The organism is Reyranella sp., from assembly GCF_052439685.1.
Taxonomy (GTDB): Bacteria; Pseudomonadota; Alphaproteobacteria; order Reyranellales; family Reyranellaceae; genus Reyranella.
Genome location: NZ_JBQVQG010000017.1, coordinates 76,453 through 95,095, shown reverse-complemented (window position 1 = coordinate 95,095; position 18,643 = coordinate 76,453). Strand labels below are relative to the sequence as shown.

The following is an 18,643-nucleotide window of genomic DNA, read 5'->3' as shown; positions in this document are numbered from 1 at the left end:
GCTCCATGGACATCGGTGTGTTCATTCCGATCGGAAACAACGGCTGGCTGATCTCCAAGACGTCGCCGCAATACATGCCGAGCTTCGATCTCAACCGGCAGATCGTGCAGAAAGCCGAGGGCTACGGGCTCGATTTTGCCCTGTCGATGATCAAGTTGCGCGGTTTCGGCGGCGAGAGCGAGTTCTGGGACCACAACCTCGAATCCTTCACCCTGATGGCGGGACTGGCCGCGGTGACGGAGCGCATCAGGCTCTATGCGTCGGTCGCGGTGCTCACCATCCCGCCCGCCATCATCGCGCGCATGGCCTCGACCATCGATTCGATCTCGCATGGCCGGTTCGGCGTCAACATCGTGTCGGGCTGGGCCAAGGACGAGTACGAGCAGATGGGCCTGTGGCCCGGCGAGGCCTATTTCGGCTACCGCTACGACTATTCCACGGAGTTCGTGACGGTGATGAAGGAGCTCTGGGAGACCGGCACCTCCGACTTCAAGGGCAAGTACTTCCAGATGTCGGACTGCAAGCTTTCCCCGCGTCCGAACGAGCCGATCAAGATCGTCAGCGCCGGCCAGAGCCCGCGCGGCATGGAGTTCGGTGCCACCTACTGCAATTACAACTTCACCCTGGGCAAGGGGGTGAACACGCCAACCGCCCATGCCCCGACCAACCAGCTGATGGTCGAGGCGGCCGCGAAGACCGGCCGCGACGTCGGCAACTATGTGCTGATGATGGTGATCGCCGACGAGACCGACGAGAAGGCGATGGCCAAGTGGAAGCTCTATAACGAGGGTGCCGACATGGGGGCGATGGCCTGGATGTCGGGCCAGGCCGACGCCGATCCCAACGCGGCCGAAGGCGGCACCGCCAAGGCGATCTCGGCGCCGGAAGGGGCCATCAACTTCAACATGGGCACTCTGGTCGGCTCCTATGCCAGCGTGGCGAAGATGCTCGACGAATGCGCCACGGTTCCCGGCACCAAGGGCATCATGCTGACCTTCGACGACTTCCTGGCCGGCATGGACCAGTTCGGCCAGCACATCCAGCCGCTCATGAAGTGCCGCAGCGACCGCCTGGTCAAAGCCGCCGCTTAGGCCGAGCAAGCTCGGCCTGTGAGCGTCAGGACATCGCGAAGCGATGTCCGGGAGCGCCGCTTTCAGGGAGGACCTGCTACCATGGTCGGCATGACGACCATGGAACACCCCGGACGCTGGCGGCGTCACGGGGAGATGTCGGACCCCGGTGCCGGATCATTGAACTTCGACGGTTTGCCCGTCGATGTCGCAGCGCTCTGCCATGTCGTGCAGGGCGTTCTGATCCATTCCGACTGGCTCGCGGCCTACGGGGTCGACGAGGCCCAGTTCCGTACGGTCTCGCGCGAGACCTTGCCGCTGGCTGGCCGGCTCAGGCAGATCGCCGATCTCGACGGATCCGCCCTGACAACGGAGCGGGCGCCGGACCGGCGTGCCGTCGGGACCTGTCGCGACTACGCGTTGATGCTGTGTGGCATGCTGCGCCAGCAAGGCGTGCCGTCGCGCGTACGCTGCGGCTTCGCGACCTACTTCACGCGTGTCTGGGAGGACCACTGGATCTGCGAATACTGGCATGAGGGGCGCTGGCGCCGCGCGGATGCGCAGCTCGACCCCATCATCGCGCCGCGTCTGGGCATCGGGTTCGATCTCGCAGACCTGCCGGACGACATGTTCATTACCGCCGGTGAAGCGTGGCGTCGTTGTCGTGCGGGCGAAGCCGATCCCATGGATTTCGGTCATGGCTCGCAGGCGAGCGGCCTGTGGTTCGTGCGCGTGAACGTCGTGCGTGACCACCATTCGGTGAACGGACGCGAGACGTCGGATTGGGATACGTGGCGGCGGGCCACCGTGGCACACCACTCCCTTTCGGAAACCGAGTGCACCGAGGTCGACGAGATCGCCGCCCATCCGGAGATGCCGACGGCCGAACCACGCCCACCGTGGCTCGAGGGTACGGCCTCAGTGCTCTGACTTGGCGGGTGTCTCCGCCGGCGCCGCGGGCTTGACGCCCATCCAGCCCTTCACGGTCTCGCGGAAGCGCTGGAACGCGACGTAGAGGCCCGGGATCACGAAGATGCCGAGGAACGAGGCCGCGAGCATGCCGCCGAACACCGCGGTGCCGACGGCGCGCTGCGTGGCGGCGCCGGCACCGGAGGAGATCACCAGCGGCACCAGGCCCAGGATGAAGGCGAACGAGGTCATCATGACGGCGCGGAAGCGCAGGCTGGCGGCCGTCGTCGCCGCGGTGACGACGTCGGCACCCTTGGCGCGTTCGGCCATGGCGAACTCGATGATCAGGATGGCGTTCTTGGCAGCGAGCGCGATCAGCACCACGATGCCGATCTGGGCGAAGATGTTGTTGTCGAGGCCGGCGATCAGCAGCGCCGTCACGGCGCCGAACAGGCCGACGATGACCGACAGCAGCGCCGCCACCGGGATCGCCGTGCTCTCGTAGAGGCCGACCAGGAACAGGTAGGCGAAGACGACGGCGAGGCCCAGGATGAACCCGGTCTGGCCGCTGGCCGCCTTTTCCTGCAGCGCCGTGCCGGTCCATTCGAAGCCGTAGCCGGCGGGCAGGGTGCGGGTCGCGAGCTTCTCCATGGCGGCGATGGCGTCGCCCGAGGAGTAGCCCGGCGCCGGCGCCCCGTTCACGACGACCGAGCGCAGGTTGTTGTAGCGGACGACCGAGGAGGGTGCGGTGACCATCTCGATGTTCGCCACCGCCTGCAACGGCACGAGCTCGCCGCTCGATGCGCGCACCCGCACGCGGAACACGTCGTTCACCTTGCTGCGGTCCGAGGCATCGGCCTGCACCTTCACCTGCCAGGTTCGTCCGAACAGGTTGAAGTCGTTGGTGTAGGCGCCGCCGAGCGACGTCTGCATCGCCGAGAAGATGTCGGAGATCGAGATGCCCAGCGCCTGGGCGCGCTCGCGGTCGAGCTTGAGGTTGATCTGCGGCGTCGAGGCGCTGTAGGTCGTGTAGACCCCGGCGAGTTCCGGCACTTCCTGGGCCGAGATCATCACGCCGCGCGCCACGGCGGCGAGATCGCTGGGCGAGGCGCCGGCGAGCGACTGCACCACGAACTCGAAGCCCGACGAATTGCCCAGTCCCATGATGGGCGGCAGGTTGAAGGCGAAGACGTTGGCGGAGGCGATCTGGCTGAAGGCGATGTTGAGTTCCTTCAGGGCCTGGAACACCGACAGCGAGGCGTCCTTTCTCTGATCGAACGGCTTCAGCTCGACCACGACCAGCGCGCGGTTGGGCAAAGCGAGGCCGTCGATCAGGCTGTAGCCCGAGACGGTGAAGACGCTCTGCTTCCAGGGCTTGTCCGCGATGGTCTTTTCGACTTCCGCGACGGCCGCGAGCGTGCGGTTGGTCGACGCGGCGTCGGGCAGCTGGACCTCGGCCATGAAGGCGCCCTGGTCCTCGTCGGGCAGGAAGCCGGAGGGAACCATGGAGCCGATGCCGCCGGTCGCGGCGGCGAAGCCCACGACCAGCAGGAGCGCGACGATGCCGCGACGCGCCAGCGGCGTCACGACCTTGGTGTAGCCGTCGCGCGTTCTGTCGATGCGGCCCTGCATCCACCCCATGACGCCGGTCGGCTTCTTGCGGTGACGCAGGATCAGCGAGCACAGCGCCGGCGACAGCGACAGCGCGTTGATCGCCGAGATGATCATCGAGACCGACACGGCCACGGCGAACTGCGAGTAGAGCTGCCCCGAAATGCCGGGGATGAAGGCGGTCGGGATGAACACCGACAGCAGCACCAGGGTGATGGCAATGATCGGTCCGGTGACCTGGCCCATGGCCTTCTCGGTCGCCTGGGCGACCGTGAGTTCGGGCTCGTGCTCCAGGATGTGCTCGACTGCCTCGACGACCACGATGGCGTCGTCGACGACGATGCCGATCGCCAGCACCAGCGCCAGCAGCGAGATCGTGTTGGCCGAGTAGCCGAGCGCCAGCATGACGGCGAAGGTGCCGATCAGGGCCACCGGCACCGCGATGATCGGGATCAGCGTGGCGCGCAGGTTGCCGAGGAAGATGAAGACGACGATCGCCACGAGGACGAAGGCCTCGATCAGCGTGTGGATCACGCTCTCGATCGTGGCCTTCACGAACACCGTGGTGTCGTACATCACGTTGTAGGCGACATCCTCGGGGAAGCGCGGTTCCAGCGCCTTGATCGCGTTGCGCACGCCCTGGGCCGTGGCCAGCGCGTTGGCGCCGGGCAGCTGGTAGATCTGGATGCCGGCCGCGGCCTGGCCGTTGTAGCGGCCGAGCTGGTCGCTGGTCTTGGCGCCGAGTTCGACCCGCGCGATGTCCTTGATCCTGACCATCGCGCCGTCGGACTTGGCCCGCACCACGATGTTCTCGAACTCCTCGACCGTGACGAGGCGGCCTTGGGTGGTGATGTTGAGCTGGAAGCTGACGTCGTCGAGCAGCGGTGCCGCGCCCACCAGGCCGACCGCGGCCTGGACGTTCTGGGCCTGGACCGCCTGCACCACCTCGTTGGGGGTGATGTCGAGGCTCGCCATGCGCTCGAGGTTCAGCCAGATGCGCATGGAATAGTCGAGCGCGCCGAACAGCGTGGCGTCGCCGACGCCCGGGACGCGCCGCAGCGTGTCGAGCAGGGTGATGGTCGTGAAGTTCGACAGGAAGAGCGCGTCGCGTGAGCCGTTGGGCGAATAGACCGCCACGACCTGCAGCAGCGCCGAGGATTGCTTCTTGGTCGTGACGCCCAGCCGCTGCACCTCGGGCGGCAGGAGGGCCAGCGCCTGGTTGACCCGGTTGGTGACGTTGACGGTGTTGAGGTCGGGGTCGGATCCGACCTCGAAGCTGACGGTGAGCTGGTAGCTGCCGTCGCCGCCCGAGGTCGACTTCATGTAGAGCATGCGCTCGACGCCGTTGACCTGCGCCTCGATGACCTGCGCCACGCTTTCCTCGACCGCCTGGGCGGAGGCGCCGGGATAGGTCGCGGTGACGCGGACCTGCGGCGGCACGATGTCGGGGAACTGCGCCACCGGCATCGCCGTCATGGCGATGATGCCGGCGATGGTGATGACGGTCGAGATGACGAACGCCAGCCGCGGCCGGCGGATGAACAGCGACGAGATCGTCATGGCTTATTGCTTCTGCGTCGAGGCGGAAGGCGGTGCCACGCTTGGATTGACCGTCATGCCCGGCCTCACGCGCTGCTGGCCCTGGACGATCACCCGTTCGCCGGCCTGGAGGCCGGAGGTGATGGCGACCATGCCGTCGCGCGACACGCCGGTACGGACGCGCTTCTGCTCGACCACGTTCTTGTCGTTGACGACGAACAGGTAGGCGCCGGTCTGGTCCTGGGCGATGGCCGCCTGCGGCACCGCCACCGAGGTCGGTACCTGCTCGCCCTCGATGATGACCCGCAAGGTCTGGCCGTCGGTCAGCATGCCTTCCGGATTCGGGAAGGTGGCGCGCACGATCTGGCCGTCGGTCTTGGCGTCGACCGTGTTGTCGATGAAGTCGATCTTGCCCTTTTCCTTGTAGATCGAGCCGTCGGCCAGCCGGACGCGCACCACGATGCCGTTCGGATCGGCGGCCTGCTCGCGGCGCGCGTCGAGCAGCTCGCGCTGGGTCACGGGAAAGAGCACGCGGATTGGATTCTCGCTGACCACGGTGGCCAGCACCCCAGAGTCGGGGCTGACGAGATTGCCGGGTGAAAAGGCGGCCCGTCCGATACGGCCGTCGATCGGCGATTTGATATCGGTGTAGGAGAGCTGGAGTTCGGCGTCGCGAAGCTGGGCGCTGGCATCCTCGACCTGCGCCTTGGCCTGGAGCTGCTCGGAGAGCCGCTGGTCGTAGGTGACCTGGGTGCCGGTGTTGCTGCGCAGCAGCTCGGCGGCGCGCTTCAGCTGCGTCTCGGCGTTGGCCAGCGCCGCGCGGGCGGCGTCGAGCTGGGCCTTCTTCTGGTCGACCGCTGCCTGGTAGGTCTCGGGCTCGATGGTGAAGACGAGCTGGTCTTTCTTGACCTGGTCGCCGTCGGCGAACTTGCGCGGCCCGAGGAAGCCCTTCACCCGCGCCCGCAGCTCGACCTTGTCGACGGCAGCGGCGCGACCGATGAACTCGGCCTGGTCGGCGATCGGCTTCAGTTCGGCGGCCTGGACGAGAACGGCGGGGGGCGGGGCGCCCGGCTGCTGAGCGAGCGCCGGAGCCATGCTGCAGGCAGCCCAAAGCGCCGCAGCGACGAGCATCGAAGCCGTCGAACGTCGGTCTTTCATCTTGCAGTCCCCGCTCAAAAGTATCGCGGGAACAGTGCCTTAATTCGCCCAAATGGTCACGGCAATTCAAGGTCGAGATGAGTCTTGCAACATAGCGCGTGATCGAGGAGGAGTCGGGAATGGCAGCATGGCGGTGGTTGGCTATCGTTTTCGCGGCGGCGTGTGCCGTCGCGTCCTTCAATGCTGCCGCACAGACGCCTCCGCAGACTCCCCCCTCCTCAGCCGGGAGTCCCGCCCAGCGTAGTTCCTTTGGCAACCCCGCCGAGTACGACAGCTACATGGCTGCGCTGAACACCAAGGACCCGACCCGGCGGGCGCAGGCGATGGAGGTGTTCATCGCCTGGTATCCGGGCAGTGCGCTGCGGCTCGAGGCCCATGAGCAGGCAATCTCGGCGTGGCAGGCGGCCAACCAGCCGGCCAAGGCCGATGTGCTGGTCGCGCGCCTGCTCCAGGTCGATCCGGACAATGTGCGCGCGCTGGCCAACCGGGCCTATGTCGGGCGCCTCAAGGCCGCGGGCGGGGACACTTCGGCCCTGGCGGCGGCCGTCACTGCGGCAGAGCGCGGTCTCGCCGTGATGCCCAAGTGGCAGAAGCCCGCGCTGCTCGACGATGCCGGCTTTACGCAGGTGAAGGAGCAGATGGCCGGCGTCTTCAACGGCGTGCTGGGCTTCGCCGCGCTGCAAGCCAAGGATTACGACAAGGCGCGCGAATATTATCGCCTGGCCGTGGCGGCCGATCCGGCCAACCTGCAGGACATCTATCAGTACGCGGTGGCCCAGCTCGAGGGATCGCCGGTCGATGCGCTGGGCTTCTGGTACGGCGCCCGCTCGATCGCCATCGCCCGGGCCGCGAAGAACGATTCCGCCGCGCAGGACATCGATCGCTACGTTCGCTCGCGCTACAGCGTCTATCGCGGAAGCGAGGAAGGCTGGGATGGGATCGTCTCGCGCGTCGTCAACGAAACGGCACCGCCCGCCAACTTCAAGAAGTCGATTCCGCGGGCCATGACGCCGCCGGATCGGGCGCTGGAAATCCTCGAAGACAACGAGCCGGCCAAGCTGACGCCCGCGCAATGGGTGCTGGTGCTTCGCCATCGCGACGTCAGCCCGGCCAACAAGCGTGCCGCCGAGACGGTGTGGAAGGCGATCGGCGACAGGCAGCAGGGCGGCCAGCGGCTGAAGCTTCCGTTCAAGGTGATCACGGCCACGCCCGAACGCATCGAAGGCGCGATCACGGACGAGGCCCAGGCCGGCAACGTCGTCGAGCTCGACGTGACGATGATGCGCCCTCTCAGTCCCCTGCCGGCCGTGGGTTCGAAGATTTTCATGTTCGGCACGCTGAGCGACTACCGGCCGCAGCCGTTCCTGTTTCGGCTGACTCGTGCCGAACTCGCCCCTGAATCGCTGCCGGTGGCCGGGGGACCTTGCGCCGATCCGCGGCCGAAGATGTGCACCAAGGACTATCGTCCCGCCTGCGGCCAGCTGCGCGATGGCACGCGAAAAACCTACAGCAACGCCTGCAGCGCCTGCAGCGATCCGGAGGTCGTCACCCAAGGTGCCGGCTCCTGCCCCTGAGGCTTGCGACGACGTCGCGAGCAAGTGAATCAAGCGCCGATCATGGTCCTCCCCATTCAAATTGGGGGGGCCGAGGGGGCATGACCCCATCGCCCTCGTAAGACGAGGGCACTTCCCCTTTGCGGAGCCCGCAAAGGGGAAGCATTCGATCCCTCAATGCGCCATCAGCAGCGGCACGCGGCAGGACGAGATCACCTTGCCGGTGGCGCCGCCCAGGCCGAGGAAGCTCATCACCTGGCCGCGGCCGTAGGCGCCCATCACCAGCAGGTCGGCGCCCTTGCCGTGCGTGTAGTCGAGCAGCGCGCGGCCGCGGGCGCGACCCGACACCGCGCCGGGATCGATGGCGTCGATGGTGGTCTTGATGCCGTGACGGCCGAGATTGCGCGCAAGATAGGACGCGCCGACATCGTCGGCCTTGGAGCCGACGATCAGCAGCGTGATGGAACTCGCCTTTGCCAGGAACGGCAGGGAATATTCGACGGCACGAGCGGCCTGGAAGCTGCCGTTCCAGGCGACGATGATCGAGCCGAAGGCGCCAGTACCGGCATTCGGCGGGGCGATCATGACGGGCCGCGCGCATTCGTGGATGGCGGCTTCGACGGTGGCAGGCGCCACGTTCTCGGGATCGGAACCCGGGCGGCCGAGCACCAGCAGGTCTGAGCAGCGGCCCATGGCGACCAGCGTGTCGAGCGTCGCGGTTTCGGCGGCGGTGTAGGTCGAGCCCGCGTTGGCGCCGAGCAGCTCCTTGTAGGCGCGGTCCGATTCCTTGGCCCGCTCCTCGAGGCGTTCGTCGTCGAGATTCATGATCAACGGCATCGCCTCGCCGCTCATGGCGAGGCCACCGATCGCGCCGCCGGCCGGCCCGACCGGCAGATGCAGCGCATCCACGCTGGCGTCGAAAATGCCGGCGACGCGGGCGGCCAGCCGGAACGACATCGCGGCATCGGGACCGCCTTCGGACACGGCCAGAATCGACTTCAACATGGAATTACTCCCCCAAGGATCTTCAGGACGGGCGATTAAGGAGCGGCGACGCCCCCGGTGCAAGCCAAGTCTTTCGGTCGGCGGCTCAGGAGCGCGCCGCCTGCGCGAGGCCGACCATCAGCTCCGCCACGCCGACCAGCTCCTGGCCAGCAGAGCGCGCGCCCTGCACGACCTCGTCGATCGATCGGCCGTTGGCCAGCGACGCGGCGCCCCACAACAATGCCGAACGCATGCCGCTCTTGCAGAAGGCAACGACCTTTTCGTCTCCTGCGGCAAGCAGATCGGCGAAGGCACGCACCTGATCGGGCGTCGCCCGTGGGCCGGAAAAGGGCAGGTCTAGAAACTTCAGACCGGCTGACTGGGCGGCGGTGCGCAGGTCTGCCGTCTTCGGCTGACCGAAGAACGCCTCGCCATCGGGCCGGTTGTTCACGACGGCGGTGAAGCCTGCGGCGGCCAGTTCGTTCATGTCCTCGGGCTTCAGCTGGCCGGAGACGGAGACGCGGTCATCGACCGGGAGGAGGAAAAGACTCATGACGACAACTCGCGTTTGCGGATCCAGTGAATGAAGGGAAGCGCCAGCAGCACCATCCAGAGCTTGCCCAGGACCTGGCCGGCCAGATACTCGAGGCTGCCGAAGGCGAGCCAGAGGAAGAGGATACTGTCGGCGATCAGGCCGACGACGCTGCTGGCCAGCACCGCCAGCACGAGCCCGCGCGACTGCAGCGGCGTGTAGACCGCGAAGTCCGCCAGCTCGGACAGGAGGAACGCCGTCGCCGAGGCGACCAGGAGCTGCGGCGGCGCAACGGCCCCCGAGAGGGCGGCGCCGGCTGCGATGGCGCCGACGGCGACGCCGCGGCCCAGGCGTCGCTGCACGAGGTCGCGCAGGACCAGCGCCAGCCCGATCATCAGGACACCCGAGGGCGCCATCAGGGGCTTGCTGTCCGGACCCCAGGGCCAGACCGGGACCAGGCATGGACCCTGCGGCACGCAGACCGCGCCCACATTCCCGATCATCCAGTTGGCGAGCGGGATGCAGGCGATGAAGCCCAGGAAATAAACCAGGCCCCCGAGTTTGGCCCGCCGCGGAGAAATCATGCCGGCGCTCGTAGCAGGTCCGTCGCGGCGCTGGAACCCTGGGGAACCCGCCAGCTATGGTTGCGTTAGATGCGCACAATCCAGGAGACATTTTCATGCAGCCCATCGCCCGCCGTTCGGTCCTGTTCGGCGTCGTCGCCCTGTCGGGCCTTTCCGCCACTGCCGCGTTCGCCGTCAACGCGCTGCCTGACGCGCGTTTCGTGGGCTTTGCCCAGGAATTCAACGATTTCGAAATCGCCTCGGGCCGGCTGGCGCTCGCCAGGTCGACGAACGAGAACGTGCGCGGCTTCGCGGCCCGCATGGTGGCCGACCAGACCGAAGCCGCCCAGTACCTGAGCAGGGCGCGGCAGGAAGCGGGCGTCTCCTACGCGCCCGATCCCGCCAACGCGCCGGGGTGGACGGCGACCCTGCAGCGGCTGAACGTGCTGCAGGGTGTCGAGTTCGACACCGCCTACGCCAACGCCCAGCTCGCCGCGCACACCGATGCCAACGCCCAGTACGGCGCCTACTCGCAGGATGGCGGCAACGGTGCGCTGCGCCGCTATGCCCAGGGCCAGCTCCCGAAGATCCAGCAGAACCTGACCGGCGCGCGTCAACTCGCGGGCGGCCGCTAGCCATTCGCTAGATCGAGGGCGTGCCCTCGCGCCACGCCACGAAGCCCCGCTTGCGTAACGCGCAGGCGGGGCATTCGCCGCAGCCGTAACCCCATTCGTGCCGTGCGCCGCGAACGCTGTCGTAACAAGTGTGAGTGTGTTCCAGGATCAGGTCGACCAACGGTGGGCCGCCCAGTTCGTTTGCAAGTCCCCAGGTCTCGGCCTTGTCCAGCCACATCAGCGGCGTGTGGAGCACGAAGGCGCGGTCCATGCCGAGGTTGAGCGTCACCTGCAGCGCCTTGATCGTGTTGTCCCGGCAGTCGGGATAGCCCGAGAAATCCGTCTCGCACATGCCGCCGACCAGGTTGCGGATGTTGCGCCGCCAAGCCACGGCGGCGGCAAAGGTGAAGAAGAGGAGATTGCGACCGGGCACGAAGCTGTTGGGCAGCCCGTCCTTCTCCATGGCGAAGGCGACGTCGCGCGTCAGCGACGTGTCACTGATTTGTCCCAGCACGCCCATGTCGATGAAATGGTCTTCGCCCAGCCGCTCCGCCCAGTGCGGAAACGCCCGCCGGACCTGATCCAGGACGATAAGCCTCTGATCCAGCTCGATGCGGTGGCGCTGGCGGTAGTCGAAAGCGACCGTCTCGACATGCGTGAATCGCTCTAGCGCCCAGGCCAGACACGTGGTGGAGTCCTGTCCACCGGAGAAGAGGACGAGGGCAGATCGGGCATCGTTCATGAGGGGCTTTATCGCCCGCAACCTCCCTCCGCGCTACAGTGTTGGCGTTGCGTAGACCCATCCACCACAGAGGGGGGAACCCATGTTCGTCTCCGATATCCTGTCGCGTAAGGGCGGTCTCGTTCACACGGTCACACCGGGCACCTCGGTCGGCCAGATTTCCCAGCAGCTCAGCACGCGTCACATCGGCTCGGTGCTGATCCTCGATGCCGACGATTCGGTCGCCGGCATCGTTTCCGAACGCGATCTCGTGCGCGCCTTCGCCACGCACGGCGCCGGCGCCCTCGATCTCGAGGCCCGCCAGGTCATGACACGCGACGTCGTGACCTGCGATCCCGACGATCCGATCGAGCATGTCATGCAGCTCATGACGCGCGGTCGCTTCCGGCACTTGCCGGTGGTGCGTCACGGCGAACTGCTGGGACTCGTATCGATCGGTGACGTCGTGAAAGCCCGACTCGAAGAAGCGCATCACGAGACCGAGGCGCTGCGGGCCTACATCGTCGCCGGCTGACGGCAACGCTTAAGTTCGCAATCGATCTCCGCTAGGGTCCCCGCCGGACCCTGGGCGGAGAAGGCATGTCATTACCCCTGCAAGGCAAGGTCGCGCTGGTAACGGGCGCGGGCAAGAATATCGGTCGCACGATTGCGCTGACCCTGGCGCGCGACGGCGCGGCCATCGTGGTCAATGGCCGCTCGGACAAGGTCGCGGTCGATGCCGTAGTCGGCGAAATCGAAGCCGCCGGCGGCAGGGCGATGGCCGCAATGGGCGATGTCTCCGATCCCGCCGTGCCGCCGCGTCTCGCGGCCGAGGCGGCTGCGACGTTCGGCGGCGTCGACATCCTCGTCAGCAACGCCGGCCTGCGCCGCCAGACCTCTTTCCTCGACATGTCGTTCGACGAGTGGCGCGAGATCATGTCGGTCGCGCTCGACGGCGCCTTCCTGCTGGGCAAGGCGATCGTGCCGCAGATGGTGGCGCGCGGTGGCGGCGCCTTCGTGGCGCTGTCCGGCATTTCCACCCATGTGGGCACGCCCAACCGCTGTCACGTCTCGGCGTCGAAGTCTGGACTCGAAGGCTTGATGCGGGCGTTGGCGGTCGAATTGGCGCCGCACCGCATCACCTGCAATGCGCTGGCGCCGGGCGCGATCGACACGACGCGCGGCGCGGCAGCGGGCGCGCGTCCGGCGGTGAACCGTCCGATTCCGCTGAAGCGCTTCGGCACGGTCGAGGAGATCGCGGCCATGGTGCGGCTGCTGGTTGGGCCGGAAGGCACCTTCATCACCGGCCAGACGATCCACGTGAACGGCGGCGAGTTCCTGACATGAGGAACCTGATCACCGATGTGCCGGGCGTGCTGGTCGGCAACGCCCAGGACATGCGCGCCGCCACCGGCGCCACGGTCGCGATCTTCGAACAGGGGGCCGTGGCCAGCATCTCGACCCTGGGTGGGGCGCCGGGCGACCGGATGGGCACCTCGCTCGAGCCGGAAATGGTCGGCCAGATGATCGATGCCGTCGTGCTGTCGGGCGGCTCGGTCTATGGGCTCGACGCCGCGGGCGGCGCCTCGGCGGTGCTCTGCCAACGCGGCCAGGGCCGGACCTTCGGCGGTCTCGCCATTCCGGTAGCGGTCCAGGCCATCCTGTTCGACCTGATCAATGGGGGCGAAAAGGACTGGATGCGCGAGCCGGTGAAGCATGAGCCGCCCTATTGGAACTTGGGCCGTGACGCCGCTCTGGTGGCGGCGCACGACTTTGCCCTCGGCACGGCCGGTGCCGGCGTCGGTGCCACGACGGCGGGGCTGAAGGGCGGCCTGGGATCGACCAGCGCGAAGACCAGCCAGGGCTTCACCGTCGGCGCGCTCGTTGCGGTCAATGCCGTGGGCTCGGCGACGATCGGCAGTGGTCCGCATTTCTGGGCCGGCGCCTACGAGCAGGGCGACGAGTTCGGCGGCCTCGGCTGGCCGGCCCGGCTGCCCGACGATGCGCTCAAGATGCGCTTCAAGGGACAGCCCCTGCCGGCCACGGCGACCACCATCGCGCTGGTCGTCACGGATGCGACGCTCACCAAGGCGGAGTGCAAGCGACTGGCCATCATGGCGAACGACGGCTTGTCGAAGTCGCTGCGGCCCGTGCATGCGCCGAACGACGGCGACACGGTGTTTGCCGCCGCGACCGGCAAGGCGGGACGCGGCGGCGATCCGCCGGTCCTGACGGAACTGGGCACCGTGGCGGCCGACTGTCTGGCACGGGCGGTGGCGCGCGGCGTCTACGAGGCGACGGCGCTGCCCTTCCCGAACGCCGTGCCCGACTGGAAGACGAAGTTCGGAGGCGACCGGCGATGAGTTACCTGGTCGTTTTCGTCGGCGCCGGCATCGGCGGTGCGGCGCGTCACGGCATGAACATCTGGGTGGCGCGCCTTCTGGGCTCGCACTTTCCCTGGCACACGCTGGTGATCAACATCCTGGGGTCCATCGTGATGGGGCTCATCACCGGCTGGTTCGCCGAACGGATCGGTGCGGCCGGCCATCTTCGTCTGTTCCTGGCGACGGGCGTGATGGGCGGCTTCACGACTTTCTCGGCCTTCTCGCTCGACGCCGTGCTGCTGTGGGAGCGGCATGAATATCTGATGGCGGGCCTGTATGTCGGCGGTTCGGTCGCCGGCGCGATCGCGGGCCTCGCCGCCGCGCTCTGGATCATGGGCAAGGCGCTGGCGTGAGCCAGTCAAAGTCTTTCGACGTCGTCGTCCTGGGCGGCGGCGCCGCGGGATTGATGTGTGCGATGCGGGCGGGCCAGCGCGGTCGCACGGTCCTGCTGCTCGACCATGCCGAGAAGGTCGGCAAGAAGATCCTGATCTCGGGCGGCGGGCGCTGCAATTTCACCAATCGCGACGCGCGCCCCGAGGCGTTCCTCTCGGCCAATCCGCATTTCGCCAAGTCGGCGCTGGCGCGCTACACGCAGCACGACTTCATCGAACTGGTGAACCGGCATCGCATCGCCTGGCACGAGAAAACTCTGGGCCAGCTCTTCTGCGACGGCTCGGCCCGCCAGATCGTGGCCATGCTCCTCGACGAATGCGCCGCGGTCGGCGTCGACGTGCGGGTCGCGCACAAGGTGATGCGCGTCGAGAAGTCCGACCGTTTCACCGTCATGACCGACCAAGGCGATTTCTCCGCGGCCTCCGTCGTGCTGGCAACCGGCGGGCTCTCGATTCCGAAGATGGGCGCGACCGGCTTCGCGCACGAGGTGGCGCGCCACTTCAAGCTGCGTGTCACGGAAACGCGGCCGGCGCTGGTGCCGCTCACGCTCCCGGTGCCGGAGATCAGCGGCGTGTCGCTGGATGTCGAGGCACGCTGCGGCCGGGCGCGCTTCCGGGAAGCGCTGCTGTTCACCCATCGCGGCCTGTCGGGCCCGGCGATCCTGCAGGTCTCGTCCTACTGGAAGCCGGGGCAGGAGATCGTCGTCGACCTGTTGCCCGATCTCGACGCCGCGGGCTTCCTCAAGGAGCGCAAGCGGACGCGGCCGAAAGCCGAGCTGCGCACGATCCTCGCGGAAGTCCTGCCGCAGCGCCTGGCACAGAGCCTCGCGCCGGAGGGGCTCATGGCCAACCAGCGCGACCGCGATCTCGAGGCCCTGTCGACGCGACTGAAGATGTGGACCTTCATGCCAACCGGCACCGAGGGCTACGCCAAGGCCGAAGTCACCCTGGGCGGCATCGACACCGACGGGCTCTCCTCGAAGACGATGGAGGCGAAGAAGGTCCCCGGCCTCTTCGCGATCGGCGAGGCGGTCGACGTCACCGGCTGGCTGGGCGGCTACAATTTCCAATGGGCCTGGTCGTCGGGCTGGGTGGCCGGCGAGGCGGCCTGACAATTCGTGCTTATTCTAGAACGAGATCGCTTGATTTGGTTCAAAACATCCGTCGTCTCGACCGGAGCACCGAAGGTGCGGAGTGGAGAGACCTCCTCTCCACAATTTGACGGCTTTTGGTGGAGCGAAGGTCTCTCCACTCCGCCTCGCTGCGCTCGGCTCCGGTCGAGACGACGGGAGTCATTTCTTCTCAGTGACCGAGATAGCTGCGCCGTAGATCGGGATCGCGGGCGAGGTCGGCGGCGCTGCCCGACAGGGCGATGCGGCCGTTCTCCAGCACATAGGCGCGGTGGGCGATGGCGAGCGATTGCACGACGTTCTGCTCGACCAGCAGGATCGCGAGGCCCAGCCGGTTGAGCTGGCCGATCAGGCCGAACATCTCCTCGACGAGGAGCGGCGACAGGCCGAGCGAGGGTTCGTCGAGGATCAGCAGCCGCGGCTCGCCCATCAGGCCGCGGCCGATCGCCAGCATCTGCTGTTCGCCTCCCGACAGCGTCCCGGCCGACTGGGTCAGGCGCTCGCGCAGGCGCGGGAAAGTTGCCAGCACGCGCTCGAGGTTGGCGGCGCGGTTGGGCTTGCCGCGGCGATAGCTGCCGAGCTCGAGATTGTCGCGCACCGACAGGGTGGGGAAGACGCGACGGCCTTCCGGTACCTGAACGAGGCCCGCCTCGACGATGCGCATGGAGGAAGCGCCCGTGATCTCCGTGCCGTCGAAGCGGATCGAGCCGCCGCGCGGCCGGTAGAGTCCCGAGACATTGTTGTTGAGCGTCGATTTGCCCGCGCCGTTGCTGCCCAGCAGCGCCACGATCTCGCCGGTGCCGACGGTGAGGTCGATGCCACGCAGCACCTCGATGGCGCCATAGCCGGCGCGCAGGGACGCGATCTCAAGCACGCAGCACCCTGGCGGCGCCGTGGCCGAGATAGGCCTCGATCACCCTTTCATCCTCGGCAATGGTGGCCGGCGTGCCCTCGGCGATCATGCGGCCCTGGTTCAGCACGTAGACTCTCTCGGCCAGCGAGGTCACGGCCTGCATGACGTGCTCGATCAGCAGGATGGTGACGCCGGAAGCACGGATGTTGCGGATGACGCCCACGATCTCGACGATCTCCGTCGGATTGAGCCCGGCCATCACCTCGTCGAGCAGCAGCAGCCGCGGCCCGGTCGCCAGGGCGCGCGCCAGTTCGAGCCGCTTGCGCCCGGCGACGGTGAGGTCGGCGCCGCGCTGCTCGAGCTGGTCCTTCATCCCGACCAGGGCCGCCACGGCTTCCGCTTCGCGCGCGGCCAGGCGGCGGTCGGCGGTATGGAGATAGGCGCCGACCATGATGTTCTCGCGCACGCTGATGCCGGCGAAGGGCTGCGTGATCTGGAAGGTGCGGACCATCCCGGCGGCGCAGACGCGATGGGGGGCCAGCCCGGCGATCGGCTTGCCCTCGAACGAGACCGTGCCGCTATCGGGGCGGTGAAAGCCGGCAATGGTCGCGAACAAGGTCGTCTTGCCCGCGCCGTTGGGGCCGATCAGGCCCACGATCTCGCCCGAGGCCACGTCGAGCGAGGCGCTGTCCACGGCCTTGAGGCCGCCGAAGGACTTCGAGATGTCCCGCACCTCAAGCATGACGCGGCTTTCCCCGGAACAGGCTCATCAGCCCGTCGGGCAGCCGCGCCACGATCAGGATCAGCATGATGCCGTAGACGACGAGGCTGAGCGGCTGGACGTTCTTGAGGGCCGGCACGACGCTGGCCAGCCAGCGCGTCACCTCGTTGATGCCCATCAGGGTGAAGGAGCCGATCAGCGGCCCGAATATCGTGCCCGCGCCGCCGACCATGCTGACCAGCAGCATCTCGACCGACTTGTCGACGCCGAAGGCGATGCCGGGATCGATGTAGAGATATTTCTGCGCATAGAAGGTCCCGCCGGCCGCACACATCGCGCCGGACAAGGTCAGCACTTTCACCTTCTCGGCGAAGACGTCGATGCCCAGCGCCCGCGCCGCATCCTCGTTCTCGCGGATCGCCACCAGCCGCGCGCCGAAGCGGCTGCGCGTCAGCTGCCAGGCGATCAGCAGCGAGACGATGCAGAGCAGCAGGGCGAGGTAATAGATCCAGATCGGGTCCTTGAATTGGAAATTGAGGGGCTGCGGGTCGGCCTTGATCAGCATGCCGAGCCCGCCCTTAGTGAAGGGCACGGAATTGGCGAGGATGCGGAAGACCTCGGCGAAGGCCAGCGTGATCAGCGCGAAGTAGGAGCCGCGCAGCCCGGCGCGGAACGAGAGCACGGCAATCATCCAGCCGACCACGCCGCCCGCCGCCATCGCGACCGGCCAGGCGAGCCAAGGGTTCCATCCATAGGTCACCTGCAGGATGGTCGAGGTGTAGGCGCCGGTGCCGAAGAACACGACATGGCCGAACGAAGTCTGGCCCGCGAAGCCGCCGGCGATGTTCCAGGACTGGCCGATGAAGGCGGTGAAGAAGACCAGCATGCCGATGGTGACGAGGTAGTTCGGCACCAGCAGCGGATAGGCCAGCGCCGCCGCGAGGCCCAGCGCGCACAGGAGGGCGACGCGGCTCACGCCTTGCTCCCGAACAGTCCGGTCGGCTTCAGCAGCAGGATCAGGATGAAGATCAGCGAGATGCCGATCTGGCCGAGCTGCTCGCCGAGAAAGAGCCCGCCCAGCGATTCGGTGATGCCGATGAGGAAGCCGCCGACCGCCGCGCCCGCGAAGCTTCCCATGCCGCCCAGCACGACGATAGTGAAGGCCACGAGGACGAAGGCGTGGCCCGACGACGGCGTCACGTAGTAGGTGGGCATCAGCAGGCATGCCGCGGCGCCGAGGCAGGCGATACCGATCCCGTAGGAGACGGCGAAGACGTTCTCGACGTCGATGCCGACCAGTCGCGCGCCCTGCCTCTCCCGGGCGACGGCCCGGATCGCCTTGCCCATGTCGCTCTTCGCCATGTAGAGGCCGAGCGCTGCGCAGATCACCAGCGAGGCGCCGAACGAAATGATCTTGGGCAGCGGCAGGAAGGCGGCGCCGATCTCGACGAAGCTGCCGGCATAGGGCACGTCGATGGTCTGCGTGTCGCCGCCGAAGAACAGCAGCGCGACATTGTCGATCACGATCGAGAGGCCGAGCGTGATCAGCAGGATGTTCTCGTCGCGGCCGTGATTGTAGCGGCCGATCAGCAGGCGATAGAGCACGTAGCCGAAGCCGAAAGCACCGGCGATGACCACCGGCAGGGCGGCATAGGGATCGATGCCGATCAGCCGCCACAGGTAGAAGACGGCATACATGGCCAGCATCAGCAGGCTGCCATGGGCGAAGTTGATGATGTGCAGGACGCCGTAGATCAGCGTGAGGCCGACCGCGACCAGAACATAGATACCGCCGGCCAGAAGGCCGTTCAGGACGCCCGCGAGAAGAAAGGCGGGATCGAACACGCCTTCAGCGTCCCATACCCCTCATCCTGAGGAGGCCCGAAGGGCCGTCTCGAAGGATGGGCGG

19 protein-coding genes are annotated in these 18,643 nt (G+C 67.3%); 9 read left to right on the top strand and 10 right to left on the bottom strand.

Annotated elements, in window-relative coordinates; genetic code table 11:
- The first annotated feature begins 5 nt into the window (after window positions 1–5).
- Both rutA and ACT6UX_RS20425 read left to right on the top strand, forming a co-directional pair.
- A complete protein-coding gene (gene rutA / locus ACT6UX_RS20430; protein ID WP_444776988.1) occupies window positions 6–1,091 on the top strand; it encodes a pyrimidine utilization protein A in 1,086 nt (361 codons plus the stop codon).
- An 81-nt stretch (window positions 1,092–1,172) separates the two neighbouring features.
- Window positions 1,173–2,000, top strand: coding sequence for a transglutaminase domain-containing protein (locus ACT6UX_RS20425; RefSeq protein ID WP_444776987.1), 828 nt, complete (start codon window positions 1,173–1,175; stop codon window positions 1,998–2,000).
- On the opposite strand, the gene ACT6UX_RS20420 is transcribed toward ACT6UX_RS20425, so the two are convergent.
- Together ACT6UX_RS20420 and ACT6UX_RS20415 are read right to left on the bottom strand one after the other, a co-directional pair.
- The gene (locus ACT6UX_RS20420) at window positions 1,989–5,150 is read right to left on the bottom strand and encodes an efflux RND transporter permease subunit (RefSeq protein WP_444776986.1); all 3,162 of its coding nucleotides are present in this window, start codon (window positions 5,148–5,150) and stop codon (window positions 1,989–1,991) included. The two genes, ACT6UX_RS20425 and ACT6UX_RS20420, sit on opposite strands and share 12 nt — an antisense overlap.
- A gap of 3 nt (window positions 5,151–5,153) precedes the next feature.
- The gene (locus tag ACT6UX_RS20415; RefSeq protein WP_444776985.1) at window positions 5,154–6,287 is read right to left on the bottom strand and encodes an efflux RND transporter periplasmic adaptor subunit; all 1,134 of its coding nucleotides are present in this window, start codon (window positions 6,285–6,287) and stop codon (window positions 5,154–5,156) included.
- A 278-nt stretch (window positions 6,288–6,565) separates the two neighbouring features.
- Here ACT6UX_RS20415 and ACT6UX_RS20410 point away from each other — a divergent pair, with 278 nt between their 5' ends.
- Window positions 6,566–7,861, top strand: a complete 1,296-nt coding sequence (locus ACT6UX_RS20410; RefSeq protein ID WP_444776984.1) for a hypothetical protein — start codon at window positions 6,566–6,568, stop codon at window positions 7,859–7,861.
- Window positions 7,862–8,014: 153 nt separating this feature from the next.
- Here the strand turns inward: ACT6UX_RS20410 and ACT6UX_RS20405 are convergent, their stop codons facing one another.
- The 3 genes from ACT6UX_RS20405 to ACT6UX_RS20395 all read right to left on the bottom strand — a co-directional run bounded on the left by ACT6UX_RS20405 (window position 8,015) and on the right by ACT6UX_RS20395 (window position 9,940).
- Entirely contained in the window at window positions 8,015–8,845 is an 831-nt protein-coding gene (locus tag ACT6UX_RS20405; protein WP_444776983.1) for a universal stress protein, read from the bottom strand.
- Window positions 8,846–8,930: 85 nt separating this feature from the next.
- The gene (locus tag ACT6UX_RS20400) at window positions 8,931–9,377 is read right to left on the bottom strand and encodes a TIGR01244 family sulfur transferase (RefSeq protein ID WP_444776982.1); all 447 of its coding nucleotides are present in this window, start codon (window positions 9,375–9,377) and stop codon (window positions 8,931–8,933) included.
- Window positions 9,374–9,940, bottom strand: coding sequence for a VUT family protein (locus tag ACT6UX_RS20395; protein WP_444776981.1), 567 nt, complete (start codon window positions 9,938–9,940; stop codon window positions 9,374–9,376). Before ACT6UX_RS20395 ends, ACT6UX_RS20400 begins: the two co-directional genes overlap by 4 nt.
- 95 nt (window positions 9,941–10,035) lie before the next feature.
- On the opposite strand from ACT6UX_RS20395, the gene ACT6UX_RS20390 reads away from it, so the two are divergent.
- Window positions 10,036–10,554: a DUF4142 domain-containing protein gene (locus tag ACT6UX_RS20390; RefSeq protein WP_444776980.1), complete on the top strand. Its 519-nt coding sequence runs from the start codon at window positions 10,036–10,038 to the stop codon at window positions 10,552–10,554.
- Between the two features lie 7 nt (window positions 10,555–10,561).
- Here the strand turns inward: ACT6UX_RS20390 and queC are convergent, their stop codons facing one another.
- Window positions 10,562–11,275, bottom strand: a complete 714-nt coding sequence (queC, locus tag ACT6UX_RS20385; RefSeq protein WP_444776979.1) for a 7-cyano-7-deazaguanine synthase QueC — start codon at window positions 11,273–11,275, stop codon at window positions 10,562–10,564.
- A gap of 82 nt (window positions 11,276–11,357) precedes the next feature.
- Between queC and ACT6UX_RS20380 the strand changes: the two genes are divergently transcribed.
- The 5 genes from ACT6UX_RS20380 (at window position 11,358) to ACT6UX_RS20360 (ending at window position 15,142) form a co-directional block, all read left to right on the top strand.
- A complete protein-coding gene (locus tag ACT6UX_RS20380) occupies window positions 11,358–11,789 on the top strand; it encodes a CBS domain-containing protein (protein WP_444776978.1) in 432 nt (143 codons plus the stop codon).
- Window positions 11,790–11,854: 65 nt separating this feature from the next.
- A complete protein-coding gene (locus tag ACT6UX_RS20375) occupies window positions 11,855–12,601 on the top strand; it encodes an SDR family NAD(P)-dependent oxidoreductase (protein WP_444776977.1) in 747 nt (248 codons plus the stop codon).
- Window positions 12,598–13,617, top strand: coding sequence for a P1 family peptidase (locus ACT6UX_RS20370; RefSeq protein ID WP_444776976.1), 1,020 nt, complete (start codon window positions 12,598–12,600; stop codon window positions 13,615–13,617). The genes ACT6UX_RS20375 and ACT6UX_RS20370 overlap by 4 nt, the downstream gene beginning before the upstream one ends.
- The gene (gene crcB, locus ACT6UX_RS20365; protein ID WP_298311291.1) at window positions 13,614–13,991 is read left to right on the top strand and encodes a fluoride efflux transporter CrcB; all 378 of its coding nucleotides are present in this window, start codon (window positions 13,614–13,616) and stop codon (window positions 13,989–13,991) included. The genes ACT6UX_RS20370 and crcB overlap by 4 nt, the downstream gene beginning before the upstream one ends.
- Window positions 13,988–15,142 carry an NAD(P)/FAD-dependent oxidoreductase gene (locus tag ACT6UX_RS20360; protein WP_444776975.1) on the top strand — a complete coding sequence of 385 codons (1,155 nt, stop codon included), beginning with the start codon at window positions 13,988–13,990 and terminating at the stop codon, window positions 15,140–15,142. The genes crcB and ACT6UX_RS20360 overlap by 4 nt, the downstream gene beginning before the upstream one ends.
- A gap of 190 nt (window positions 15,143–15,332) precedes the next feature.
- Here the strand turns inward: ACT6UX_RS20360 and ACT6UX_RS20355 are convergent, their stop codons facing one another.
- Genes ACT6UX_RS20355 through ACT6UX_RS20340 form a run of 4 tightly spaced genes read right to left on the bottom strand, consistent with a single transcriptional unit; the run spans window position 15,333 to window position 18,579 of the window.
- The gene (locus ACT6UX_RS20355; RefSeq protein ID WP_444776974.1) at window positions 15,333–16,034 is read right to left on the bottom strand and encodes an ABC transporter ATP-binding protein; all 702 of its coding nucleotides are present in this window, start codon (window positions 16,032–16,034) and stop codon (window positions 15,333–15,335) included.
- Window positions 16,027–16,755: an ABC transporter ATP-binding protein gene (locus ACT6UX_RS20350; protein WP_444776973.1), complete on the bottom strand. Its 729-nt coding sequence runs from the start codon at window positions 16,753–16,755 to the stop codon at window positions 16,027–16,029. The genes ACT6UX_RS20355 and ACT6UX_RS20350 overlap by 8 nt, the downstream gene beginning before the upstream one ends.
- Window positions 16,748–17,710: a branched-chain amino acid ABC transporter permease gene (locus ACT6UX_RS20345; protein ID WP_444776972.1), complete on the bottom strand. Its 963-nt coding sequence runs from the start codon at window positions 17,708–17,710 to the stop codon at window positions 16,748–16,750. The genes ACT6UX_RS20350 and ACT6UX_RS20345 overlap by 8 nt, the downstream gene beginning before the upstream one ends.
- A complete protein-coding gene (locus ACT6UX_RS20340) occupies window positions 17,707–18,579 on the bottom strand; it encodes a branched-chain amino acid ABC transporter permease (RefSeq protein WP_444776971.1) in 873 nt (290 codons plus the stop codon). Before ACT6UX_RS20340 ends, ACT6UX_RS20345 begins: the two co-directional genes overlap by 4 nt.
- Window positions 18,580–18,643: the final 64 nt, after the last annotated feature.